The organism is Bacillus sp. DX4.1 (genome assembly GCF_030348195.1).
Taxonomy (GTDB): Bacteria; Bacillota; Bacilli; order Bacillales; family Bacillaceae_G; genus Bacillus_A.
This window is the reverse complement of record NZ_JAUCFT010000008.1, coordinates 1,666,800-1,690,345: the sequence shown is the minus strand read 5'-3', so window position 1 is coordinate 1,690,345 and position 23,546 is coordinate 1,666,800. Positions and strand designations below refer to the sequence as shown.

Sequence of the window (23,546 nt, the reverse complement as noted above, 5' to 3'; positions counted from 1 at the left end):
TATTAGAAATTCTTTATTATTTGCTATTTTTTTAATGAAATAACCTAAATTATTTCGAAGTTTCTTCGGTTCTATATCATCTAGATCATTGGACATAAAGACAATTCCAATTTTATTTCCGTCTTTATCAGTCCCGTAAAAGCTTTTTGTTTATACAAATTAAAATAACTCCTATTCTAAATGAATACGGGCTACTCTGTTTCACATGAAATAACTTCACCATTTAACACCACTACTATATCAGAATTTGTATTACAACTTGGCTGAATCTCAATATAACGATTAGAATTTGGTGGCCCAATTACGACAGACTCCTTAATAGGCGAAATCACTTTTGCTAAGTGTTCAGCATTCACACCATAAGCAGCTTGAAACACTTCTGGTGGAGTTAATCTTAGCACATCGGAGCCTTCAGCCGTCTCAAATTGATCGTTATTAAAGAACAGATGTAAATGTACTTCTTCAGATACGGAAGTAATCCAATGCCACCACCCCATAGGGATAAAGACTGTTTGTCCCGCTTTTACTTGATAATTTTGCAGCTGGTTCGTTTCTGGATTTAAAATAGAAGTAACAGCTTCACCTGAAACAACTACATCTAATTCCCAAGCATTTGGGTGCCAATGTGGTTCTCTCATATGCCCTTTCGTCATAAAAAGATCAACAAATGCTCCGCCAATCATTGCTGGTAACTGGGTTGAAGTTACTTCATAAGCAATATTTTTATCATTTCGCTTAAAAAATACATTTTCTCGCGAATCAAAGAAGAGGTTTGGCGTTCCAGAGCTTTTCTTTAGATTTTTATTGTCTGGAACATATCCTGAGTTACCCATCCGATCCCTCTTTTCCACTCTCTTAATATATATAATTCCGTACTTAACATTGTATGTTATGGAAAAAGCAAAGCAGATGTGCACATCAACAATAGACTTCCTATTATGTTTATAGACAACAAAAAAACATGCTCTACATTACTAGCATGTTTTGTGATATACTTCACATTATTCAACTAAAAAATACTTCCTTTTACTTACCATGGTGTAACATTAAATCGCTAAGTTCTTCTTCAATATGATTTAACTTTGCAATCCCTTCTTTCCATTTGTGCATATAACGTGTGATTCCAAAAACAAACGTAGCAAAGATTGTAGAAAGAATGATACCATATACGATAGCAACAGTACTCATAGTTACACTTCCTTGTAATAGATTATGATTTTATTATAGTCCTTTTTCTCGTAAAATGTCGGAAATTCAACTTATTGTAACAAAATTTATTTTTCTAATTATATTTAATTATGGATTTATGTACAAAGATATATATAAATACAAATTAAAAAACCGACATAAAACCCTTCTTTTTAGGTGGGAGAGAGCATCCGGCCATGCATAGAAGCGGTCAGATCCTTTTCCTGCCCAGACATAGTGAAAACAAAGAGAGAAAACGAGTGCAGGTTACCTTTTGTTATCCATAGCCACGGCTATATGTCGAAAAATCAAAATGGATTTATATAGCTAAAAAAAGAAAAGGATTCTACTATTTTGATAGAATGAATACAAAAATCACCCAAGCACTTTATTTTACTTGGGTGATTTTTTTAATTTTTCTTCGCTTCGATTTTTTCTTTTGCTTCTTCAGCTTTATCTAAAGCTTCTCCAACCTTTTTCTGTTTTTCTCTTACTTCATCAACACTATCGACTGCTTTTATCGCTTTATCAATACCCTCTTCGTCTATTTTCTTTTGTTTTTCAGCTTTTGTTTTTTCTTTTTGTTCTATATCTTTTGCCTGTTGCAGTATTTCCTCTGCATTTGCCTTTACAGCTTTCTCAAGTGTCGCATCCTTTTTCGTCTGTATCACTTGATTCGCATTTTCCATCGCCTCTTGATACTTACCAGCCTTTAATGCTGTCGCACCATTGTCCATCCACTTTGCTATGTTCATATATGTTTTTGCTTCATTAGTAGATTTTTCTTTTTCCGCTTTTTCAAACCACATTGTTGCATCACTATAATTCCCATCCTTTAGTGATTTCATGCCTGTTTCTACTTGCATATCATAATTACTGGAGCTGCAGCCAGCCATGATAAGAAATAATCCTAGCATAATAAAAATTCTTTTTCTCATGGTGTATTTCTCCTCTTCTCTTTTCTTCCCATTCTATCTCTCAACTTAAATTGTTGGATTAAAATTGTAAATCTTGTGAAGTCATTCAACTAAAGAATGACATCCTACTAAATGTATCATAACTAAAAAACACTTTCAAAAAAAAGAAAACTTCACCTTCTTCATATTTTTAAATATGAAAGAAATGAAGTTTCCTCACAGAAATACACTATTTCTCCCGCCATTCGCGAGCAGTAAAATCCCAAACTGATGGAAGTTTCATTTTATTTAAGCTGATACATCCACTTGTTTTTTCACGCCCCATTGCTTTGTTCCTAATAGTACTACTAAAAGTAAGCCTACTCCTGAAATGGTCATTACTACACTAGTTGGAATGGCATCTAATAAAACTCCATACAAAATGAGTCCAATAGGTGCAATTACTGGAACGATTGCTTCAAAAAGTCCAAAAACACGGCCTAAATACCCAGGATCAGTTGTTTTTTGAACATATACTTGAAGAGGTATGTTAATTGCAGCCTGCATTATTCCACAAAGGAGCATAAAAAATATATAGTAAATAAAACTTACCGTTTTCGGAAGTGCAACTAATAATGGAAATACGGTACATAAATACAAGCATGCTAATATAAACAAACCAATGCGAATCACACGAAACATATTATTAACTTCTTTACGAACCGATAAAACAATGGCACCAATTAACATCCCAACTGCTAGCATTCCTTCTACAACTCCAAGTTGCTTAGAAGACAATTGTAAGTTTTGAATGACAATATAAGGAAGAGCAACTTGAATGGCACATCCAAAAAAATTAAGCCAAATTGCCAATTTTATCATCGAATAAATATTGCGCTGCTTTTTCACATATGAGAAACCTTCTTTTATACTCGTTAAAAAATGAGCTTTCCCCTGCTCTGATTGTACTTTATACAAATTAAATACGATAAACAATTGTATGATTACCGCTAAGAAAAACGTAATTCCATTTAATAGAAAAAAGAAGTTTATAGATAAGAAACCAAATACCATCCCACCAATAATTGGACCTAAAATAGTCGAAAGTGATGTTGCTGTTTGATTTAAAGAACTTGCTTGTTGAATACGCTCACCGTCAACTAAAGTTGGAATAGAAGCTGTAAAAGCAACCGTATAGAAACTTGCACATATTGCTAACAACGCTGCAGATACATAGATGAATGGAAGTGAAAGTCCCCATGTAGTAGAAAGTAAAAACATCGTTAACATTATAATGCTACTTAATAAGTCTGCACCAATAACAAGCCATCTTCGGTTTACTCGATCCGCTACCGCACCTGCAATTGGTCCACAAATCATTCTTGGAACTGAACCACAAATGAGCGTAATCGCAAATCCAGTCCCTGATCCTGTTGTTTTTAATACATATAACCCCATCGCAAACGCATAAACTCCTGCACCTAATAAAGAAGTCATTTTTCCAATCATCATCAAAATGATATTTCTCGTCGCAATTTTGATTCGTGGATCATTTTGATTTATACTTATGTCCCCCATTACGTCACTCTCCCTTAATAAGTTAAATTGTGTTAAACTTATTATATAATCATTTTTCAGATTTTGACAATAAAAAGTTTAATTAAATTTAACTTTTTAATTATAAAGGAGCAATGTTATGGCTACTCTCGGCGAAAAAATTAAAACACTACGAAAAGAAAAACGTCTTACCCAGACGGAATTAACTGGCACAGAGCTAACGAAAAGTATGCTGAGTCAAATTGAAAACGGGAAGGCAACACCTTCGATGAAAACATTACAGTATCTGGCTGGTAAGCTTGGGTGTGAGGCAAGTTTTTTACTAGAGGAAGATAATAAAGAAGTAACCGAACTCATTCAAAAAATGGAGCAATCTATAAAAGCCAATCAATTTGAAGAAGTGTATCACACACTATTGCCCATTGTTCAAGAAGAACTGCCACCCACTTTAAGCACAGCACGTTTATATAAGCAATTTGTAACAAGTGCAATTAGTATGAAAGATTACAACGTACATTCATATATTGAAAAAGCTGTGTCTATTTTTCAAAAATATACTTTATATCGTGAAAGTACACAAACAAATTTAATGCACTATTATGTATTATTTATCCATAAAAAGTATGAGGAATGCCTGCAACTCATTGCATCTATTCGAACAGAATATGAAACAAAGCAATTAGAGATGGACCTTATTACGCAAATAGAACTTTTCTTAAATGAAGCAATTGTTTTACTCGCATACGGTGATTATGATGGATGCGAAAAAATCATCTTACAAGCACTTGACTTCTCTAAAAAAAATCAAGTGTATTATAAAACGGACGAATTTTATCGGATTCTTTCTTACCAAAAAGTAATAGTAGCGGATGAAAATAAATATCTACACTATATAAAAAAAGCTGAACAATTCGCTATATTTACAGAAGATACTTTATCCGCTGCTAATGTAGACATATTACAGGCTTATTACTATAACACAAGCAGAGAAGAGTATACTCTAGCCTTACAACACCTAGAGTTGTTTAGAAAAAAATTGCAACACGAATCATCCTTTAAAGAAGATGGGCTTTATTACCTTGAAAAGGGAAAAGCATTATATGGTCTGAAACAATATAAAGAAGCGCTAGAAACATTACAACAAGTAACAATCCCAGATTATATGTTTCATCCGCTAGACCAAGCATGGATTATAACTGCCGGAAGTTATCGTGCACTTTGCTATATGCAACTACAAAAGAAAGAACAAGCACTAAATGAAGCAACGCAAGCTTTTGATGCTATACAAGAATTTCCTGACTCAATGTTTACTACTTTTATCGAAGAAACATTACAAATAATACAAAAACTTTAAATCCATGTTAATTTGGTATATTATTCCTCCCTCAGAGCAAAGATAGTAATGATGGGAGGAGTTTAAAAAATGAACATTCAACGTGCAAAAGAAATTTCCGAGTCATCAGAACAAGCAAATGTAAGTTTTCAAGGAATGCCAGTCATGATTCAACATGTTGATGAAAGCAATGAGACCGCACGTATATATGATGCAGCAAACCCCAACCGTGAATTAACTGTTCCGATTAACAGCCTAGAAGAAATATAAGAAGTCCCACTTCATTTTCCTTCGAAGTGGGACTTCTTTTGGAGTACTGTTAAATAGGGTATTTTTTATAGATGGTAAAAATTTATTTTAAGTCCACACTTTTATGATACAATACGTCTGGGTTGGGAATTACCATTTCATACTGGGAATCACTTGAGGCAATTAAACACTGGCGAGAAAATGCTGCCCATACTGTAGCGAGACAACGAGGCCGCGAACAATGGTATGAACAATTTCACATGAAGATTTGTGTTGTTGAAAAAGAATACGATTTTCAGAGAAAAAGTTTGTAATCTATGAATCATAAAGTTGCTCTTATTGTTGTGCACGAAATATACGGAGTAAATGAACATATGCAGGACGTTGTAACAACATTTTCTTCACAGCATATAGATGTCTTCTGCCCAAATCTTTTACAACATAACACGCCTTTTCATTATGAAAAAGAACAAAAAGCTTACTCCCATTTTATGCATACCACCGGATTCCAGCATGGAAAAGAAAAAATTGAAAATATGATTTTACAACTATATAAAGACTACACATACATCGGACTCATTGGTTTTAGTGTCGGGGCAACCATCGCATGGCTATGTAGTAAAAATCAAAACGTTGATTTTGTCATCGGTTGCTATGGATCGCGAATACGGGATTATACGCATATTGTACCTACATGTCCTACGCTATTAATTTTCCCAGAAAAAGAAGCAAGTTTTTCAGTTCCTTCTCTTATCACAGCTGTGCAAAAACAAAACAATCCATTTCTACATGTACAGCAGCTTCCTGGAGAGCATGGATTTCTTGACCCTTACACTACAAAGTATAACGAAAAATCTACAAAACAAGCATTCGAAATGATAAATTCGTTTCTTGCAAAAATTGTGATTGATAGAGTGAAATTGCCATAAGTGGGTGCTTCATCTCCCACTTATGGTTAGTTGAATTTATCGGTCTCTTATGGGCAGCTATCCCCCTCCTATATAAATCCATTTTGATTTTTCGACATATAGCCGCAGCTATGGATAACAAAAGGTGACCTGCACTCGTTTTCTCTCTTTGTTTTCACTTGGTATGGGGCAGGAAAATGATCTGACCGCTTCTATGCATGGCTGGATGCTCTCTCCCACCTAAAAAGAATGTCTTTATTTGCTTTCTTTATTTTTATTATTCTATTAACATTATTTTCAATCTTTACCTTTCTCAAAAATAATACACATCTGAACCGTCCTTATAGACATTCTCTCATCGTGATTATATTGTGTCTTGGGCATTGGATTTTAGTTTTAACTGGGTTTTATGGCCTGTTACCTACCCATATTAGCGATTTTATTTTTCTACCTATTTGGTTCTTTATTTGTATTTTAGGATTTATAGTTTTCATAAAAGAATGGAAAAATAACCGTATCATTTCTGTATCTGTCGGAACATTTTCTTTTATTAGTTTACTGTTTGAGCTATTATTGCACGGGATTTCCAACATGTAAATTCATCTTATAGGAGCTAGGCCAATCAGCATTTTTAAACTATCTCATTTTTAAAATTGGTGCGCTCCATCCAAACAGGAATAAACAAATAAAAGAAAGGCTTAAAAGCCCTTCTTTTCCTTATCTTTGTTTACATGTGGTTGTGCTGTGATGGAATCAACTGGTGTGTAATAAATTTGCGGGGTTGCTTTTTTGACAAACATTGTATAAGTCATAAGTCCAATTACAAAACAGAAAAACAGTGTGAACAAAATAATACCTATTGTGACAATGAACATAGCACCCTCCCCTTTTAATCGTGATATTACACATTTCGATACAACATGCGAGAATCCTTGTTACATGAAAAAACGTAACAAAATAATCACAATCACGCCCGTTAATACCGCTCCTAATAAGCTACGTGTATAAATGACAACAAGGAACGTTGGAATAGCAGCTAATATATAGTCCCATTGCATCGTTTCATGCATAAATAACACTTGAGCAAGGAGTGCTGCTAATATCGCAATCGGTATATAATTCAGCCACTTTAAGCCCCAGTCTGGAATTTGTATTTTACTAAATACAAGAAGTGGTAATATTCTCGGAATTAAAGTCACTAAACCTGCTCCTAATAAAAGTAATAGTACATCCAACCTTACTTCCATTTCTCAATCACCACCCCAATTGTTGCTGCTGCAAGTGTCGCAATAATAACCGCTACGCTTGCTGGTACGAAAAAATGTACGCTATATGCAATCACAATTGCTGCAACTGCTACACTTACATGAATCGCTAAATTTGGATGGCTACTCATTAACTGTAGAACAAATAACCCAATAAACATGGCAGGCAGTGCATAATCCATACCATACGTATGCGGGTCTGGAATCCACTCTCCAAAAATACCTCCAATAATATTTGCCAAGATCCAGTTTAAGTACCCCGTCACATTTAAACCAAGCATCCATTTTTCACTTAAATATTGCTTTCCCGAGGCATGTTGCGCTGCAATACCAAATGTTTCATCTGTAATTTGGGAACCGATTATCATATTTTTCATAAAAGGGACTTTCTTTAAATAAGGTGCTAACGCTGCACTCATTAACAGGTGACGTAAATTGACAAAGAATACAGTAAATATAATCGCTGAAGCAGGTGCTCCAGCCGCAAACATACCAGCCAGTATGAATTGGGAGGATCCAGCATAAATCAGGATAGACATAAGCGTAATTTCTGCTAAAGAAAACCCGGCTGTTTTTTCAATGACGCCTGCCGCAATCCCGATACTTAAATAGCCCAGCACTGTCGGCAAACAATCCTTCACACCTTGCCGAAACGTTTCATCTCCGTGCATTGGCATTTGCACTTCTGCCCTAGCCATCATTCTTCCCCCTTCATTTTTTGAATCAATCGTTTTCCCGTTACAACGTGAACCAAATCAGGATTATTCCGCCATAATGCATCAAGCTTATTAGGTCCAAACTCTTGCGTAATTTCTTCAACCATAATATCGTGACGAACATATTCCGTTGCCACGAGCACTAATGCCGGGTCATACGTTGTCACAGCCCATGATGTGCTATGGTCTAAAAATTTAGCAATGAGCACTTCTTTTCCATCCCGTGCAACAATTGTTAAATGACCGCCCATCCGCTCTTTCACAACATCTGGTGTCATATAGTTATGATGAAACGTCGTTCCGATTTTAGTATGCGGTGCTCCAAATAAAACAGAAAAAACATGTACGCCTTCCTGTTCTTTCTGCTGGATTAACGCCTCTAACTGAAACACCTGCTGTTCCCATACAGAAATCCATAATTCTTCTTCCGCCCGCTCAATGATATTGCTTATTTCTTTCAAAATACGTTCATCGCTGCGAATATGAGAGATGACATCTACTTGGCGTTCCTGCTCCAAACAATTTAACTTTTGATCAAGAAAATCAAACGATTTTTCGAAATCCTTTCTCATTCGGTTCATTAATTCACTCGCTGATACAGGAACATACTTAACCGGTTCTGATGGTACTAAATGCACCGCACCTTTATCCATCAATTTACCGAGTACTTCATAAATCATCGAGCGCGGTACTCCTGTTTGCTTGCTAATTTCATATCCTGTCGCTGGATAATGCTTTAACAAACCGATATAAGCTTTACATTCATATTGTGAAAACCCTAATTTTTGTAGCTCTTTCATAACTTCATCCACTGCAATCCCTCACTCTATCTTTGTTTGTATTTACTGGACAGCACGTACTTCAAAGCGTCGATTTTGTTTTCCTTTACTTTTCACTTTATCGATTACAAGGGAACCAATTTCGTTTGTATACTTTACATGTGTTCCCCCGCATGCTTGCTCATCAATATCTTGAATCGTTACAATGCGAATTTCTTGAATAGATAGTGGTAGAAGATTTATCGCTGTTTTAATCATTCCTGTGGAATTTTCTGCTTCTTCGCGGCTTATGAATCTTGTAGAGATTTCTTTATTTTGCTGAATCAACCGATTGACCTCTATTACAATGTCTTCTACTTGCTCACTTGTTAACTCTTGCAATTCATTAAAATCAATACGTGCTTTATCAGGATAAATTTGATTCCCTGTACATAGTGCCCCGTATTTTTCATATACAACTGCACCAATCAAATGCAGTAAGGAGTGATGACGCATCAAATTATGACGACGCTCCCAATCGATCTCTGCTTGAACTGAGCCAAGCTGTAAATCCGTTGCATCTTTCACATAGTGAACAATCTCTCCTTGTTCTTTCTTTACTTTTTCAACTTCGAAAGTATGCTCCCCTTGTATAAAAACACCTGTATCACATTCTTGGCCTCCACCTGTCGGATAAAAGATTGTTTCCTTGACAAATACTCGCTCTCCATCAATTTTCATTACCTCTGTTTGACAAGTTCTTTCATATGCATCTTGTAGAAATAATGCCTCTGTCATGTTCCCACCCCTTTAGTAGTTATTGTTATACCTACTAATATAAAAAGAAACATTCGGATAGTCAATAAAATTCCGAATTTTATTTTAATTTACAAAAAACAGGCTATCTTTTCATAAAAAGATAGCCTTGCCACATTTGAGCCCCTCATTCCTCCGTTAATAAAAGAAATTCTTTTACATCCCCTAAAACAAGATCCATCGCTTGCTGCCAAAAATCTTGTTTTGTCAAATCAAAACCAAGGTGCCGCTTTGCGAGATCTTCAACAGTCATTCTCCCTGTATCACGAAGTAACTGTATATATTTCTCTTCGAATGCAATCCCTTCCCGAAGTACAGTTGCATAAATACCTTGGCTAAATAAAAAGCCAAACGTATAGGGAAAATTATAAAATGGCTTATCCGTAAAATAAAAATGCCGAGCCCATATCCACATGTATGCATGGTAAGAATCTAAAGAACCTTGAAAAGCATATTTTTGCGCTTCTATCATGAGTTGCTTTAGCTCCCCTACACTTACTATTTCTTGTTTTCTCCTTTCATAAAAATTCTTCTCAAAAACAAAATTCGCCTGTACTCCCATTATATATTTTATGGTCATTGCTATTTTTGCATCCAATAAAGCAATTTGCTCCTCCTTACTTTCAGCACTTTTAACCGCTGCATTGGCAACAATTGTTTCTGCAAAAGTAGAAGCTGTTTCGCCAAGAGACAATGGATAATATTGAGAAAAGGGCGGTACCGTATTTGAAAGCTGACATTGGTGAAATGCATGACCTAATTCATGAGCAAGCGTCACTACATTGTCCGCTGTCCCTTCAAAGTTCATAAAAATGCGAGACTGCTTAGCGATTGGAAATCTCGCTGCAAATCCTCTGCTTGCTTTCGTTTCTCGATATTCACAATCAATCCATCGCTCTTGAAATGCTTGTCTTGCAAAATCAGCGAGCTTCGGGCTTACTGCTTGAAAATGAGCAAGTATGACTTCAGCAGCTTCGTCATATGTATATATTTTTCTTATTGCACCAAGCGGCGTATGCAAATCAAACCAATTCATTTTTTCTAGACCTAGAAGACGTGATTTCCGTTCTATAAAATCGACAAGTAATCCCTTATTTTTATCAATTACATCCCACATTGCATCCATCGTGGCTTGTGATAGACGATTATATTGCAATGGTTCTCTTAAAACAGAATCCCATCCTTTATGCTTATACACCTGCAATCGAAAGCCAGCAATATGATTTAAAGCTATGGCACAAGTATCTGCTATCGTTTCACTTGCTTTTTCCCATCCTTCCACCAAATTTTTTCGTTCCTCTCGATTTTCGGTACTATGTAAAGCATTATATGTTTGTCCAATATTGAAATAATGAACTTGTTGATTAGCTTCAAAGAGGATTTTCGTTTTTCCAATCTCAGTTTCGACTAAACGCTCCCAAGCATAATAACCACTTGGAGAAAGATCTTGAATGAGCGTCTCTTCTGCCTGTGACAATCTTTCTTTTGCTCGTCCTCTTTTTTCTTGAAGTGGATATGCAATATCTTTTATTTCCTCCAGCTGCAGATATTGTTCCCAGATATCATTTGGAATACGAACTAATAATTGCTCCAATATATTCATTACTTTTTCATACTGGACTGAAATCTGATGAATCGTCTCTTGTAATTCCTTTGCCCTTGTGTCCTGTACATTATCAGCTTGCAAACATTCTACAAACTCTGCCACTTCATACAATCGAGCTGATATGTCTTGTATTCTGTTGATTTCCTCGATCCATGTTTCAAACTGAACTAGCGACTGGGGTACTTCTAATTCGTTAAGTTTCCCTTGTTCTCGTGCAATATCATCTTCTAATTTAGTTAAACAATATGTTAACTCCTGAGAGTTGCTCCCTCCTGGAAAAATCGCATCCAAATTCCAGCATTGACTTAATGTCTCAAGCAAATTATCCATCCCCTTTTTCAATATCATTACAAACCTATACCCTCTTCTAGGAAAGATGAATCAATCCCTTTCGATAAAAAAAAGGAAACGAGCCCTCAGCGGAATTTTTTTCATCTCCACTAAGGGCTCTTACAGGATAAAGTATACATCGTTATTTCTGATATTCGTTCAATGCATTTTGTAATGTTAGCGTTAATGGTGCCGGAATACGCTCTAACAAAAACCACCCAATCTCATCAATCGCATGTTGTTCCAGATTTTCCGCTGTCCCATTTTTCACTTTTGCGATATAAGTTGGACATATCCAATGAGCTTCTTCTTCAGGCAAAATATGATTTGTCACACATAATAACGATGTGAGTTCAATCTTTAATCCTACTTCTTCTTGAGTTTCTCGAATAACCGCATCTTCCGCATTTTCCATCCATTCTACTTTGCCGCCAGGAAGACTCCAGTGTCCTTGTTCTGGTGCTTTCTTCCGCAGTACAAGCAGTAATTCATCTCGCTCGTTTAAAATGAACGCCCCGACACCAACGCGTGGGTATAATTCTTGATTCATCTTAATGCTCCTTTTTAATTTGTAGCATCGTGTTGCCGCCTTTTTGAAATTCATACGGCACCTCTACTTCCGCTACTTCATATCCTTTATTCTGTAAATCTTCGATAAGCGCATCTAAAAATTCATAACGATCCCCTTTTAAATCAATGCAAGGGAAAATTCGAACTTCTTTTTTTACAACACGCAATAATTCTTTTACTGTATTCACATGGAACGCATAGTCAAACCGGTCGCTATACATAAATAAAAAGTGTGCTGATAATAGTATATCAAACTCTTCATCTTCAAAAGGAAGCTCCGGTAATGTCGCATACACATAGCGGCTTGGGTTTTCTTTTATATCCCTTGAACATGTTTCGAGTGCTTCTAATCGATGTTTCTGTAAATCTTCGACACTTGAAAAATAGCTCCATATATAGTTATCCTTTGCTACTTCTATATGCTCCATCGTATGGATCACATCTTGCAATCCTTTGTTATACAACTCCCCGATTGGAATTTGATATACAATATCACATGCGGTTACATCTCCCCCTTGTTGATTCGAAACCGCTGTAAATGAACATGCACCAGAAGGACAATCTAGTATTTTGTTCTGTTTGATTTCTTCCCCCTGTAAACGAAACATGCTCTTATATTCTTCATATGTACGACCAATAAATACGACTCTATTAATATCTAATTTCATTTCTCCATCTCCCTCCTTCCCTATTTTACCATTCCTTTCTCTCTAGAATAGACACGATCTTATCCTGAAATTCAAAAACAGGAAGAACCGACTACTAAATACTATGTCACAAATACATGAGACTGAGATGAATTTAACTTCAAGATAAAAGTATATTTACCTTTCATATTGAAGCAATAACAAATACAAATATATTTGGAGGCTATATGATGAATGAAGTTACTAAACTTGAAGTAGGAAAAAAGATAGACATAGGTGGAATACATGACCATTACGTAACATGATTGGCGTTATCAGTAACATAGAAAAAGCACAAACCTTTGATATTACTAGGCTTGTGCTTTTTCTTTTGCAGAATTTTTATGCAGTGGCATTTACACCCTTGTTTTATCAGGTACTAGACTCTTACTGTTTCATTGGCATAGTTTGTTTTTCATTGTGTACTCCGCTCTTATGTAAATATTGTTTACACATATTCACAAAATACGGTAATGTTCGAATTTGTTCAATATCAGAGCTCTCGATGAAATGATTCATTTGATTTGTCATTTCTTTCATACTCGAAATAAGTTCTTTCTTTTCACATCGTAGTTGCTCATTTTCTGCACGCAGAGCATGTAATTCCCTCTGCACATCATGTATACCATGTTCTTCTCTCATATGCTCTGCTGCCAAACTAGAAAGTTTGTAAATCCCTTCCATAAACTGATACAGTTCTTGTTTTTCACTTTGTACACCAATCGTTTCAAAATTATCAACAATCCCTGATAACACTGTAACAAGATTATTTTCTGCATGTTCACTATGAAGCTCAACGCTATTTTCACGCTTTAATTTTTCTTCATTATTTTTTCCAGATCCATATTTTCTCTTACGACCTGGTTTTCCCTTTTTAATATTTTCAAATGGCAACTCTTGTTTTTTTAATTTATAGTACGTATTCTGCAGTTGACTTTCTGTTTTTGGAAACAACTGAAGGCTTTCTTTATTTACATACTTTGAAATATCCGCAATATTTAAATCATAACGCTGGCAAAATTGATACGTCACATATAACAATTCTAATTCAGATTTTAACCACATGATAGGAGATTGTTCATACGCTAACAAACCACCTATTTTCTCAATATCTCTTTGAAATACGACCATTTTATTATATAAATCCATTAACTCTTCATATGTTATATGGAATTGTTTCTCTATTTTTTTACATTCCTCTTCTACTTTACTATCATTTTTCATTTCATCTGACATATTTTTCAAAAGATTTAGTACAGTAATTGCTGCATGTTGGTACATCGTATTCCCACTCCCTCTCAGCACTTTGCAATTTTTATATTAATTCTTTGTCTTTTGTAAAAATAAAAAAATATTTTAAAAATATTTTACAATATTTCTAAATTATCCGTCAAATCAAAGTGGTGCAACAACAAAATTGACACATTTCATTTTTATATTAAGATTATTGTATAGCAATATAAGGGGGATCCATATGGAACACAATATTTTACAAGTTATTGCACTAGCAGAAAAGCTGAAATATGAAATGAGGCACAGCTGGCTTTCAAACGGTCGTCAAGAAAGTGTCGCAGAACATACATGGCGTATGTCACTCATGGCTGTTCTTGTTCAGCCTTATTTAGATAAAACAGTACAAATGGAAAAATTACTTAAAATGGTCATCATTCATGACCTTGTTGAAGCAGAAGCTGGTGATATTCCTGCTTTTGACACAATGAATAGTGAAGAATTACAACTTAAAAAACAAGAAAACGAACAACAAGCCATTCTAAACATTAAACGTACATTAGACGCCCCTCTTGGAGACGAATTATACAATTTATGGATGGAATTTGAAGCAAAAGAAACATATGAGGCAAAAGTCGCAAATGCTCTTGATAAACTGGAAGTAAAAATTCAGCATAACGAAGCAGACATTGATACATGGCTTCCGATTGAACATAAAATGACCTTCCAGGTTGCTAAGCATACAGACTTTGACTCTTTCTTATCAAAATTACAGAAATTAATTGAACAAGAAGGAGAGAAAAAATTAATTGCTGCTGGAATTGACGTAGAGGCATGTAAACAGTAACAGCTCATGATAAATGAGCTGTTTTTTATTTCATACTTTTGTATGAGGTGTATTCCACTCTTTTTGTTGATTTAATCTGGAAATATATAGATTAAAATAAGAAGAAACAAAGGAGGCGATTTTTTATGATCAAGGGACTATATGAGGCACATCTTCCTGTTAGTAATCTAGAAATATCAATTCCATTTTATGAATCATTAGGTTTAAAACTATATAAAAAATGTAAAACGACTGCTTTCTTTTGGATTGTAGAAGAACAAAGTTGGTTAGGACTTTGGCAAGAAAAAGAATATAAAACAAAATATCATCCTTCCCTGCGGCATGTAGCTTTTCAAGTAGAGTTGAATGATTTAGAAAAGGCTATAGAATGGTTGAGTCATAAAGGGATTACTGCAAGAAAGGATTTTGGAATGGAACCGATTGAACCAATTGTTTTTCCAGAACAAGCACATGCAGCAGTATATTTTGATGATCCTGATGGCAATAGTTTAGAACTCATTGCTAGACTTCCTATTGAATTAAAAAGGACTGATAAAATGTATTTAAGTGAATGGAAGAAACTTTCACACTCCCTATACTAATAGCCTCATGACATCAAAATCTATAACACATATAAAAGAAGATATGATCGGAAAAGTATTTTCATTTCATTATTCTATTTATGAGTCTCTTATACAGTTATCGATGCTTATTACTGGTTGGCTTCTAGGAACCCTCACTCCTCAAGTTATTGGAAATATGGCTGTATATGTTTTATAGTGAGAAACTTGATCGAGAGCATGCCAATGTATAATTGCATGCTCTTTTTTATGTTCTCTTTTCCCGCCTTGTCGAAATATAGATTAAAAAAGAGAATTTCTTTTATTTACGTTCTAATTATTTAGAATGTACAATAATTTTAGATTAATTAGAAAGGGGCTTATAGAATGTCTGATCAACGATTTATTATTTCTGCCGAGCAACAAAAGCTAATTTCGAATGCCCTCCGTATTCAAATCATTCACTTGTTAAAAGATGAAGCGCTAACTGCAAAACAAGTAGCTACGAAGTTGAATAAATCACCTGGTAGTATTCATTATCACATTCAACTACTATATGAAGGCGATCTTCTCGAATTGGTAGAAACGAAAGAAAAACGAGGTATTATTGAAAAATACTATAAAGCGAAGTCCGTTTCATTTTCTGTTAAAAAAGAAGAAATAAAGGGCTTAGCTCAACTTGGTTCCCATCTATTTTTAAGTGATGAAGAATATCTTCAATTACTATGGGAAGTGGAACAACTCTTTTTACGATGGGAAAGTAAAACAGCACGTCAAACGAATTCTGAGCAGGAATATCGTCTTTCCTTTCGCATGAAAAGAGATGAAGAAGACGGAGGAATGTAGGACAATGAAAACAAAACTACTATTATTATCAGGAACGGGGATTTCCCGTTTAGGCGATTTTATGTATCTCGTTGCCCTAAATTGGATGGTGCTGAATGATACAAAATCTCCCACCATCGTAGCCGGATTATGGCTAATGGGTCCCCTGGCAGCGGTTTGTACAAAATTCTGGTCAGGCAGTATTGTTGATCGCTTAAATAAACGGTCAATTATGATAATTACCGATATCATTCGTGCCTTCTGTATTTGTAGCATTCCATTTTTTAGCTCAATTTGGCCCATTTACTTCTGCATATTTCTCACACATATCGCTACTTCTTTTTTTGGAACAGCTTCATTTACATACACAGCAACGCTTATACCTCGTGAAGAACGGCAACAATTCAACGCTTGGAACAGTTTATCAGCTACAGGCTCTTTCGTTATTGGTCCTGCTCTTGCTGGATTACTCATGGCTGTTTATTCACCGCAATTTGTTATTTTCTGTAACGGTATTTCCTTTCTCATCTCAGCGCTCATCATCTATTTTCTACCCAATATTTCATTACATAAAAATAATTTGGAAGACAAGAAAAAAACATTTGTGCACACACTAAAAGCAGATTGGAAACAAGTTTTTTCATTCGCCCGTACACAAAAATATGTCATGCTCATATACATCCTCTTTCAAGCTACATTATTAATCGCAATGGCATTAGACTCACAAGAAGTTGTTTTCTCTAAGCAAGTGCTTGATTTAACTGAAAGAGAATATAGTATGCTTGTCAGTCTAACTGGTGCTGGTTACGTTCTCGGTTCCTTTATTGCCTCTTTGTTCGCTAAAAAACTTCAACTTCAATACTGCATTGGGATTGGTATGATCGTCATGGCCATTGGATATGTCATATATGCTTTTTCCAGCTCATTCATCATGGCAGTAAGCGGTTTTATCGTTCTTGGTATCTTTTCTTCCATTGCAAATACAGGATTTTTCACATTCTATCAAAATAGTATTCCTCTCGACATGATGGGACGAATTGAAAGTGTATTTGATGCGATGAAAAACTTCGTTCAAATTGTATTTATTTTAGCAATTGGAACTTTAGCAGAAGTAATCTCAATCCAATTTGCTGTAATTGGTAGTGCATTATTTATCCTCTTCTTTTCTTGTATACTCGCATTATGGGCAATGGTTCCTTCTCGAAGTAAACATTACGTCAGTACGGAATCTTCAGTAGATTTTTAGTGACCATACGAAAGGACGCCATAAAACTGCAAAAAGGCATTGAAACTAAACAGCGATTTCGACCACTTAATAAAGAAAATACAAGCCGCAAAAATTGATCCTATTGGACTTGGTGTATATGCAAGAGCCTACAAGTATCCTGAATGGAAAAAAGTCCAAAATCAATGGGGAAAGGCCTTTTCAAAAGCTGATGTAAACGTTAAGGTAAGTGTGACAATTAGCGGGATGGGGACGATTAAGTAAAAAATGTACCACCATTATCTAATTTTACACGTATCTCAGCTGAACCCCTTTATACAAGTAGACTTCATTTTTTCGTTTAGAGAACAACAAATTTTTAAAATTGATGGTGATGTGGTGCCATACCATCACCATCAACTTAAAGTATATTTTTATACAAAGTTAGATTTTTCCCAGTCATTTTTTATTTTATTTTGCGGATGTTATAAAAGTACGTATATCAAAGACTGTCTTTTTCTCGTACCGATGAGATTTTCGTCCGTTTTGCTGTAGAAGGTTAAACAGACGAAGGAGAACCTTTGATAATTCTTGGGTGTTTTTTTGTAATGCTTGATGAAAAAGTAAGAAGTAATCTTTAATTATATACATTGCTTTATATTCGCTTAGTTCTTTCTGTTTCTTACGTAACAGGAGTTCTCTCATGATTTGTTAGAATCATAGAACCTCAATATCCTTTTCATTTATGAAGTATGATACTAATCTAAACCATTTATATATGTAGAGTATCTATTTATAGACAGACTTCTCCTCTTTTTTGAATATAATATCCGTATATCTAAGTATTATCGGTTCATTTCGACAGAACATTCACAATAATGAATCTACAGACCGTTTAATTTGTAGGATTTTATTATTTTTTGTCGAATACATTCAATGAAAGGAGGGATATTACATGATTTTCAAAGGATTCTTCATTAATCTATCTATTTTTGCTTTCCTAGTTAGCTCAGCTATATTTATTCGAGTGTTGATTTTGAATATTAATTCTAAATTAGACCAGCTATATGGAGGAGTATTTGCCGGTATCATAGCTGCTATTTTGATGGTCTTTAATTTTAAGTACATGGGATTGTTTTATGATCTCCGAATGGCTCCTCTTATAATTTCGTACATTTATTTTGGTCGTACGGCTGGTTGGATTACAATAACATTTATTATAATTATGCGCATTTTCTATCTTGGTGGTAATTGGGGACCATCTTTGATTGTTTCTTTAGGAATAGCTACTATATATACTATTTTTGAAACATATCTCAAGAAGCTTCATCCCTTTAAGAGAGTCTTTCTCTATCTAGCTGTTTATATAGCTATGATTCATTTGGTATTCGGATTCTTTTTTCCTTCTATACCTCTTATACTTTTTGACATTCAAGGTACATTATTTATATCTTCTGGACTATTGATCTGTATTTTTCTTATGGAGTCCTATCAAAAATTATATTGTTTAACACAAAATTTAACTAAAGCGAATGAAACATTACTAGAATCCAAGCAAGAATTAAGGGATACCGTACATGAATTGCAAGGAGGTATTTTTAAATTTAAAAAAGTAAATGGAAATTTTATTCATACTATGTGTGATGGGCAGTTATTCTATCAACATGGGTTTCACTCAGAACAAGTGGTAGGAAGAAGTTTACTTACCATAGATTCTTCCATTATTCCATTTCATTTACTTCCTCGACTACTAAAATATTATCAACAGGCATGGGATGGTGAAGAAGTCAGTTTCGAACTGCCATGGCCTAATGATGAGACTATTATACTTTTCTCTCTTAGGCCTGTTAAACGAGAAGCAACAGTTATTGAGGTAGTTGGTTCTACTGTTGATATAACTAAAAGAAAAAATGCGGAAGATGAACTAAAGGTGACGAAAGAACGGCTGGAATCATTTATTAATCATAACGTAGATGCTATCACTATATTTGATTTAGACGGACATATGATACAAGCGAATAAAGCTTATGAGAAGATATTTGGCTGGTCAGAAAAAGAAATCTTGGGAAAAAAATTACCTTGCGTACCTGATTTTTTAATGAATCAAACTTTAGATACTATCAAAAACATTAAAAATATTAATACAAAAGACCCTGTTATTACTAGGGTAGAAACAGTTAGACAACGAAAGGACAAAACTCTCATTGATGTAAGCTTGACAGTTTCACCCATTCTAGATTTAAGGGGAAATGTAATTGCTTTATCAGCAATTTGTAGAGACATTTCTGAAAAAAAACAAGCAGAAAGAGAACTACTTCGATTACATCAACAATTAAGAGACAGTGAAATGAAATACCGTGCACTAATCGAACAAGCAACTGACGCAGTATATGTAGTAGAGCTGAATGAGGATCAAGTTCCAACTCGATTTATTGAGGTAAATCCTGTTGGGTGTAAAAGATTTGGATATAGTAGAGAAGAGCTTCTCTCGATGCCATTTCCCAATACTGTACCGCAAGATTCTCCAATGGTCATACGGTTGTTAGAAAAAATTAGAGAAGGACAGACTTCTTTCACTTTGCAAGATGAATATGTTTTTCCAACAGGAAAAACAATAACAACTGAGTTTAGTGTCCGTATTTTTAACTTGAATGGCAAAAACGTTTTCTTAAGTATCTCTCGTGATATCACTGAACGGTTAAAAACAGAAGAATTATTACGAAAATCGGAGAAACTTGCTGTAGTAGGTCAATTAGCCACTGCAATTGCACATGAAATTAACAATCCTTTAACGGCAATGCAAGGATTTATGCATTTACTAAAATCATCGGAAAATAAGAACAATGAACATTATATAGATGTGGTATTATCAGAGATTGAACGAATAGGTAGTATCACTAATGAATTTATGGCGTTAGCGAAGCCTCAGGCGTTAGAAATCAAAATAAATGACCTTAATATATTAATAAAACAAGTTGTAATGATACTTGAGTCTCAAGCAATGATGAATAACATACAAATTATAACTGAAGTTACATCTGATACTTCATTCATACTTTGTGAAGAAAATCAATTAAAACAAGTGTTTATAAATATCTTAAAAAATGCGATTGAAGCGACACCAATGGGAGGAAAAATCTTGATTCAAATCGAATATTCGCCTGACAAGCACCAGGTAGATATTCGATTTATCGATCACGGGTGTGGAATTTCAAAAGAACGTATACCTTATCTAGGAGAGCCGTTTTATAGTCTCAAAGAAAATGGTATCGGTTTAGGATTAATGATCTGTTATAAAATTATTGAAAAGCACCAAGGCAAGATACTTATTGAAAGTGAAGTAGGTAAAGGAACGACAATTAATGTAAATCTTCCTATATCTACTCTCGAAAACTAATATTCTTATTTATCTTTTTAGGTACCACCATATCACCAGGAATTTAAAAATAATAACATATCAAAAGCGAAAAAATTTCTTTTCGCTTTTGATATATAAATGTAGCTTAACATAATGGCGTTTTCGAGCGGTCCTCCTTTCCCTAAAATAATTTTATATCCTGCCCTAACATCCTTTATCTTCCTTCATATTGTAAATTATCAACCTTTCTTTTTAACTAAAATTTGAAAGAAACCTCTTACTTCTAAGCGTAAAGTACACATTCTATTGGAACGGTTTTGCAGACGTATCAAGTTTTCTCTGTATCACTAAATCTATGAACACATAAAAAAAGGAAGAGAATTTTTATAATTCTCTTCCTTTTTTATGTTTTGTGATGTGTTCATAAACATAATGTATCTATATTTATAGAAAATACATAACAACTATAGAAAAATACACATTCTATCTATTTACACACGTACCGCTGTACCGCTTACGGCCACCATTAACATTCCATCACGAACGACTTCGTAGTCTACATCAATACCAACAATTGCATTTGCACCTTTTTGCTTCGCAAGAACTTTCATTTCTTCCATTGCAATATCACGTGCTTCTTTCAATTTACTTTCATATGCACCAGAACGGCCACCAACAATGTCACGAACAGAAGCAAATAGATCGCGTACGATATTTGCACCCATAATTGCTTCACCGTTTACAATGTCAATATACTCAATAATTTCTTTTCCTTGAATAGCAGAAGTTGTTGTTACAATCATTACTAGCACTCTCCTATAACATCTAAAAATTTATTATTTCTTATACTTTTATTATCACATTGAAATCGTAAATGAACTATCTAATTACCTTACATAAAAATGCCACTTTCCTTACTTTTCTAGTACATCTGAACGAACTAGTTTTAAATCATCTGTTTTAATTGCACCTGTTGAAGTAGATGATGGTTTAACTTTTGTAGCTGTATCCCAATAACCGCCACCTTGCCAAAACTGTGCAAAAGGTGAATTTATTGTTTTATTTACAGCTCCCGCAGCGACTGATCCAGGTTTTAGGCTATACTCAGCAGTAACTTGGTATAATGCTGCTGTAATCGTTTTATCAGTATCGTTAGTAAGACTAAATTTACGGGATACTGTTTGTTCTTCACTTAATGAGATACTTGTACCAAATGTACTTTGGAACTCATAACTTGCTCCAATTTCAAAAATGTCTTCAATACCAAAACCGGCATTCACACCTACTGTGTGGGCAAATGATTGTGATTGTTCATTAGTCAATCCCGTTTTAATATCAAATGTTACCTCATATCCTGTATTTTTAGCTGGAATTGATGCTGATCCACCAGGAACTTTCTTAAGATATTTCTTTTCAGTTAATACAGCATCCTTTAGTGGATTAAACGGTGTCTTTGATGAGTAACCAATTGTTACAGCCTTTTCAGCGCCCCAATTATTATCGCCCCAAATAACTTGGATTCCAAGCTCGTCTAAACTTTTCTTTCCAAATTCCTCTAGAATTGCTCGTTCTAAACCACCATTTCCTTGGAAAAATTCTGGCAACCAGAATGAATCTTCAGCTTCACTTTTTTCGTAATATTTAGATTGCAGTATTTTTTGCACATCAGGATCATTTGGATCTTGAGCATATCGAGTTTGGAAAAATTTTTCTAATGTTTCCAGAACAAGCCCTTTTACAAAAGCCTCTCCATAAGTGCTTCCAAAATATTCTTCGACTTGGGATTCGGTATACCCCATAAATCCTAAATCATAATAAAATCTAGGTTTCGGATCCATATGTTTTAGTTCTTTGTTTCTCCAGTCCCCAATAATTTTATTGTTATTTGTATAAAAATAATCTAAATATACATATTCAAGAGGCTTTGCTTGCTTGATGTGAGGCGGTGTAACAGATGGAAAATTCGCTTTAATAATATTATTATTGATATAGTCTGCATTAAATTCTTGGTTTACATTGGAATTTTCTTCGGATACCTGTCCCTCTTTAATATTTAATGATGGATTTTCTTTTTCAGCAGAAGTAATTGCGCTAGAAACTGAAGATACTGTACTTGCTTCTGCTTTTAAATCAAAAACTGGACTTGCTAGAACAGCAAATGCTAATGCTGCAGGAATTACTTTTTTCATATGATTCATGTGATCTCTCCCTTTCTTTTATCATCTCTACAAGATTACAAAAGATGAAATTATACTGTACATTGCTTATACTTTTTACTTCGGATTAAAATAAAATCACCTTCAACATATTTATCTTATTATATATATCTTTCAATTTACTTGCGTAAATGTTACAAAAGTCTTTCATTGATTTTTTATCCCGCATTAACGGGCTGTAAAACTCCCACCTCAAAACTTGAGGATTACAAAGAAGTTTAGGTGGGAGATAAACAGCCCATAAAAGCCCGATTGGTTCAACTAATAATCAGTGGGGGATGAAGAAAACCCCCACTGATTAAAGTTTCACTTTATGCGAAAACTTGAGGATAATTGTAACTAATCTCTGAAACTTGGACATACTGATACTAGCACTCTGAAAAAAGATCAGTGTGAATAAGAAAAAGCACCTTGATTCCAAAAAGGTGCTTTAGCAATAATGCCTGTTT

Annotated in this window: 24 protein-coding genes and 4 pseudogenes; 12 read left to right on the top strand and 16 right to left on the bottom strand. The window is 34.6% G+C overall.

Annotated features, from left to right (window positions below):
- Window positions 1-191: 191 nt before the first annotated feature.
- The 4 genes from QUF99_RS11665 to QUF99_RS11650 form a co-directional block, all read right to left on the bottom strand.
- The gene (locus QUF99_RS11665; RefSeq protein WP_289370211.1) at window positions 192-833 is read right to left on the bottom strand and encodes a cupin domain-containing protein; all 642 of its coding nucleotides are present in this window, start codon (window positions 831-833) and stop codon (window positions 192-194) included.
- A gap of 193 nt (window positions 834-1,026) precedes the next feature.
- Window positions 1,027-1,188: a peptidase gene (locus tag QUF99_RS11660; RefSeq protein WP_289370210.1), complete on the bottom strand. Its 162-nt coding sequence runs from the start codon at window positions 1,186-1,188 to the stop codon at window positions 1,027-1,029.
- A gap of 410 nt (window positions 1,189-1,598) precedes the next feature.
- The gene (locus tag QUF99_RS11655) at window positions 1,599-2,126 is read right to left on the bottom strand and encodes a hypothetical protein (protein WP_289370209.1); all 528 of its coding nucleotides are present in this window, start codon (window positions 2,124-2,126) and stop codon (window positions 1,599-1,601) included.
- Window positions 2,127-2,393: 267 nt separating this feature from the next.
- Window positions 2,394-3,662 carry an MFS transporter gene (locus QUF99_RS11650; protein ID WP_289370208.1) on the bottom strand — a complete coding sequence of 423 codons (1,269 nt, stop codon included), beginning with the start codon at window positions 3,660-3,662 and terminating at the stop codon, window positions 2,394-2,396.
- Window positions 3,663-3,780: 118 nt separating this feature from the next.
- Here QUF99_RS11650 and QUF99_RS11645 point away from each other — a divergent pair, with 118 nt between their 5' ends.
- The 5 genes and pseudogenes from QUF99_RS11645 to QUF99_RS11625 all read left to right on the top strand — a co-directional run bounded on the left by QUF99_RS11645 (window position 3,781) and on the right by QUF99_RS11625 (window position 6,728).
- Entirely contained in the window at window positions 3,781-4,995 is a 1,215-nt protein-coding gene (locus QUF99_RS11645; protein WP_289370207.1) for a helix-turn-helix domain-containing protein, read from the top strand.
- 69 nt (window positions 4,996-5,064) lie between these two features.
- The gene (locus QUF99_RS11640) at window positions 5,065-5,244 is read left to right on the top strand and encodes an H-type small acid-soluble spore protein (protein ID WP_286124385.1); all 180 of its coding nucleotides are present in this window, start codon (window positions 5,065-5,067) and stop codon (window positions 5,242-5,244) included.
- 110 nt (window positions 5,245-5,354) lie between these two features.
- Window positions 5,355-5,537, top strand: a pseudogene (locus QUF99_RS11635) (antibiotic biosynthesis monooxygenase family protein); the annotation flags it as partial.
- A 3-nt stretch (window positions 5,538-5,540) separates the two neighbouring features.
- Window positions 5,541-6,152, top strand: coding sequence for a dienelactone hydrolase family protein (locus QUF99_RS11630; protein ID WP_289370206.1), 612 nt, complete (start codon window positions 5,541-5,543; stop codon window positions 6,150-6,152).
- Window positions 6,153-6,380: 228 nt separating this feature from the next.
- Window positions 6,381-6,728 carry a hypothetical protein gene (locus QUF99_RS11625; RefSeq protein ID WP_289370204.1) on the top strand — a complete coding sequence of 116 codons (348 nt, stop codon included), beginning with the start codon at window positions 6,381-6,383 and terminating at the stop codon, window positions 6,726-6,728.
- 101 nt (window positions 6,729-6,829) lie between these two features.
- Here the strand turns inward: QUF99_RS11625 and QUF99_RS11620 are convergent, their stop codons facing one another.
- From QUF99_RS11620 to QUF99_RS11580, 9 genes are all read right to left on the bottom strand, one after another.
- Complete coding sequence (locus QUF99_RS11620; protein ID WP_289370202.1) at window positions 6,830-7,006, bottom strand: DUF3951 domain-containing protein; 177 nt, start codon at window positions 7,004-7,006, stop codon at window positions 6,830-6,832.
- Between the two features lie 60 nt (window positions 7,007-7,066).
- Window positions 7,067-7,378: an AzlD domain-containing protein gene (locus QUF99_RS11615; protein ID WP_286124381.1), complete on the bottom strand. Its 312-nt coding sequence runs from the start codon at window positions 7,376-7,378 to the stop codon at window positions 7,067-7,069.
- Window positions 7,369-8,094: an AzlC family ABC transporter permease gene (locus QUF99_RS11610; RefSeq protein ID WP_289370201.1), complete on the bottom strand. Its 726-nt coding sequence runs from the start codon at window positions 8,092-8,094 to the stop codon at window positions 7,369-7,371. Before QUF99_RS11610 ends, QUF99_RS11615 begins: the two co-directional genes overlap by 10 nt.
- Window positions 8,094-8,924 carry a TrmB family transcriptional regulator gene (locus QUF99_RS11605; protein ID WP_289370200.1) on the bottom strand — a complete coding sequence of 277 codons (831 nt, stop codon included), beginning with the start codon at window positions 8,922-8,924 and terminating at the stop codon, window positions 8,094-8,096. The genes QUF99_RS11610 and QUF99_RS11605 overlap by 1 nt, the downstream gene beginning before the upstream one ends.
- A 30-nt stretch (window positions 8,925-8,954) precedes the next feature.
- Window positions 8,955-9,668 carry an alanyl-tRNA editing protein gene (locus QUF99_RS11600; protein ID WP_289370199.1) on the bottom strand — a complete coding sequence of 238 codons (714 nt, stop codon included), beginning with the start codon at window positions 9,666-9,668 and terminating at the stop codon, window positions 8,955-8,957.
- 145 nt (window positions 9,669-9,813) lie between these two features.
- Window positions 9,814-11,613, bottom strand: coding sequence for a M3 family oligoendopeptidase (locus tag QUF99_RS11595; protein WP_289370198.1), 1,800 nt, complete (start codon window positions 11,611-11,613; stop codon window positions 9,814-9,816).
- Between the two features lie 151 nt (window positions 11,614-11,764).
- Window positions 11,765-12,172: an NUDIX domain-containing protein gene (locus QUF99_RS11590; RefSeq protein WP_289370196.1), complete on the bottom strand. Its 408-nt coding sequence runs from the start codon at window positions 12,170-12,172 to the stop codon at window positions 11,765-11,767.
- 1 nt (window position 12,173) lies between these two features.
- The gene (locus tag QUF99_RS11585) at window positions 12,174-12,860 is read right to left on the bottom strand and encodes a methyltransferase domain-containing protein (RefSeq protein ID WP_289370195.1); all 687 of its coding nucleotides are present in this window, start codon (window positions 12,858-12,860) and stop codon (window positions 12,174-12,176) included.
- Between the two features lie 405 nt (window positions 12,861-13,265).
- On the bottom strand, window positions 13,266-14,159 hold the full coding sequence (locus QUF99_RS11580) for a DNA-binding domain-containing protein (protein ID WP_289370194.1): 894 nt from the start codon (window positions 14,157-14,159) through the stop codon (window positions 13,266-13,268).
- A gap of 193 nt (window positions 14,160-14,352) precedes the next feature.
- Here QUF99_RS11580 and QUF99_RS11575 point away from each other — a divergent pair, with 193 nt between their 5' ends.
- The 6 genes and pseudogenes from QUF99_RS11575 to QUF99_RS11550 form a co-directional block, all read left to right on the top strand.
- Window positions 14,353-14,955, top strand: a complete 603-nt coding sequence (locus QUF99_RS11575; protein WP_289370193.1) for an HD domain-containing protein — start codon at window positions 14,353-14,355, stop codon at window positions 14,953-14,955.
- A gap of 125 nt (window positions 14,956-15,080) precedes the next feature.
- Window positions 15,081-15,536 carry a VOC family protein gene (locus QUF99_RS11570; RefSeq protein ID WP_289370191.1) on the top strand — a complete coding sequence of 152 codons (456 nt, stop codon included), beginning with the start codon at window positions 15,081-15,083 and terminating at the stop codon, window positions 15,534-15,536.
- Between the two features lie 28 nt (window positions 15,537-15,564).
- Window positions 15,565-15,696 (top strand): annotated as a pseudogene (locus QUF99_RS11565) (MFS transporter); the annotation flags it as partial.
- Window positions 15,697-15,881: 185 nt separating this feature from the next.
- On the top strand, window positions 15,882-16,340 hold the full coding sequence (locus tag QUF99_RS11560; protein ID WP_289370189.1) for an ArsR/SmtB family transcription factor: 459 nt from the start codon (window positions 15,882-15,884) through the stop codon (window positions 16,338-16,340).
- A gap of 4 nt (window positions 16,341-16,344) precedes the next feature.
- A complete protein-coding gene (locus tag QUF99_RS11555) occupies window positions 16,345-17,565 on the top strand; it encodes an MFS transporter (protein ID WP_289370188.1) in 1,221 nt (406 codons plus the stop codon).
- Window positions 17,544-17,808 (top strand): annotated as a pseudogene (locus QUF99_RS11550) (Ger(x)C family spore germination C-terminal domain-containing protein); the annotation flags it as partial. The gene QUF99_RS11555 and the pseudogene QUF99_RS11550, both read left to right, overlap by 22 nt.
- A gap of 186 nt (window positions 17,809-17,994) precedes the next feature.
- On the opposite strand, the pseudogene QUF99_RS11545 reads toward QUF99_RS11550, so the two are convergent.
- A pseudogene (locus QUF99_RS11545) lies at window positions 17,995-18,228 on the bottom strand (hypothetical protein); the annotation flags it as partial.
- A 250-nt stretch (window positions 18,229-18,478) separates the two neighbouring features.
- On the opposite strand from QUF99_RS11545, the gene QUF99_RS11540 reads away from it, so the two are divergent.
- The gene (locus QUF99_RS11540; RefSeq protein WP_289370187.1) at window positions 18,479-20,920 is read left to right on the top strand and encodes a PAS domain S-box protein; all 2,442 of its coding nucleotides are present in this window, start codon (window positions 18,479-18,481) and stop codon (window positions 20,918-20,920) included.
- Between the two features lie 452 nt (window positions 20,921-21,372).
- On the opposite strand, the gene QUF99_RS11535 is transcribed toward QUF99_RS11540, so the two are convergent.
- A complete protein-coding gene (locus QUF99_RS11535; protein WP_289370186.1) occupies window positions 21,373-21,684 on the bottom strand; it encodes a heavy metal-binding domain-containing protein in 312 nt (103 codons plus the stop codon).
- 111 nt (window positions 21,685-21,795) lie between these two features.
- Window positions 21,796-23,079 carry a hypothetical protein gene (locus tag QUF99_RS11530; RefSeq protein ID WP_289370185.1) on the bottom strand — a complete coding sequence of 428 codons (1,284 nt, stop codon included), beginning with the start codon at window positions 23,077-23,079 and terminating at the stop codon, window positions 21,796-21,798.
- Window positions 23,080-23,546 lie beyond the last annotated feature (467 nt).

What these genes read in the sequence shown, in the direction of transcription:
- QUF99_RS11665 (WP_289370211.1), bottom strand. Translation starts at nt 833, where the DNA reads ATGGGTAACTCAGGATATGTTCCAGACAATAAAAATCTAAAGAAAAGC.
- QUF99_RS11660 (WP_289370210.1), bottom strand. Translation starts at nt 1,188, where the DNA reads ATGAGTACTGTTGCTATCGTATATGGTATCATTCTTTCTACAATCTTT.
- QUF99_RS11655 (WP_289370209.1), bottom strand. Translation starts at nt 2,126, where the DNA reads ATGAGAAAAAGAATTTTTATTATGCTAGGATTATTTCTTATCATGGCT.
- QUF99_RS11650 (WP_289370208.1), bottom strand. Translation starts at nt 3,662, where the DNA reads ATGGGGGACATAAGTATAAATCAAAATGATCCACGAATCAAAATTGCG.
- QUF99_RS11645 (WP_289370207.1), top strand. Translation starts at nt 3,781, where the DNA reads ATGGCTACTCTCGGCGAAAAAATTAAAACACTACGAAAAGAAAAACGT.
- QUF99_RS11640 (WP_286124385.1), top strand. Translation starts at nt 5,065, where the DNA reads ATGAACATTCAACGTGCAAAAGAAATTTCCGAGTCATCAGAACAAGCA.
- QUF99_RS11630 (WP_289370206.1), top strand. Translation starts at nt 5,541, where the DNA reads ATGAATCATAAAGTTGCTCTTATTGTTGTGCACGAAATATACGGAGTA.
- QUF99_RS11625 (WP_289370204.1), top strand. Translation starts at nt 6,381, where the DNA reads ATGTCTTTATTTGCTTTCTTTATTTTTATTATTCTATTAACATTATTT.
- QUF99_RS11620 (WP_289370202.1), bottom strand. Translation starts at nt 7,006, where the DNA reads ATGTTCATTGTCACAATAGGTATTATTTTGTTCACACTGTTTTTCTGT.
- QUF99_RS11615 (WP_286124381.1), bottom strand. Translation starts at nt 7,378, where the DNA reads ATGGAAGTAAGGTTGGATGTACTATTACTTTTATTAGGAGCAGGTTTA.
- QUF99_RS11610 (WP_289370201.1), bottom strand. Translation starts at nt 8,094, where the DNA reads ATGGCTAGGGCAGAAGTGCAAATGCCAATGCACGGAGATGAAACGTTT.
- QUF99_RS11600 (WP_289370199.1), bottom strand. Translation starts at nt 9,668, where the DNA reads ATGACAGAGGCATTATTTCTACAAGATGCATATGAAAGAACTTGTCAA.
- QUF99_RS11590 (WP_289370196.1), bottom strand. Translation starts at nt 12,172, where the DNA reads ATGAATCAAGAATTATACCCACGCGTTGGTGTCGGGGCGTTCATTTTA.
- QUF99_RS11585 (WP_289370195.1), bottom strand. Translation starts at nt 12,860, where the DNA reads ATGAAATTAGATATTAATAGAGTCGTATTTATTGGTCGTACATATGAA.
- QUF99_RS11580 (WP_289370194.1), bottom strand. Translation starts at nt 14,159, where the DNA reads ATGTACCAACATGCAGCAATTACTGTACTAAATCTTTTGAAAAATATG.
- QUF99_RS11575 (WP_289370193.1), top strand. Translation starts at nt 14,353, where the DNA reads ATGGAACACAATATTTTACAAGTTATTGCACTAGCAGAAAAGCTGAAA.
- QUF99_RS11570 (WP_289370191.1), top strand. Translation starts at nt 15,081, where the DNA reads ATGATCAAGGGACTATATGAGGCACATCTTCCTGTTAGTAATCTAGAA.
- QUF99_RS11560 (WP_289370189.1), top strand. Translation starts at nt 15,882, where the DNA reads ATGTCTGATCAACGATTTATTATTTCTGCCGAGCAACAAAAGCTAATT.
- QUF99_RS11555 (WP_289370188.1), top strand. Translation starts at nt 16,345, where the DNA reads ATGAAAACAAAACTACTATTATTATCAGGAACGGGGATTTCCCGTTTA.
- QUF99_RS11540 (WP_289370187.1), top strand. Translation starts at nt 18,479, where the DNA reads ATGATTTTCAAAGGATTCTTCATTAATCTATCTATTTTTGCTTTCCTA.
- QUF99_RS11535 (WP_289370186.1), bottom strand. Translation starts at nt 21,684, where the DNA reads ATGATTGTAACAACAACTTCTGCTATTCAAGGAAAAGAAATTATTGAG.
- QUF99_RS11530 (WP_289370185.1), bottom strand. Translation starts at nt 23,079, where the DNA reads ATGAATCATATGAAAAAAGTAATTCCTGCAGCATTAGCATTTGCTGTT.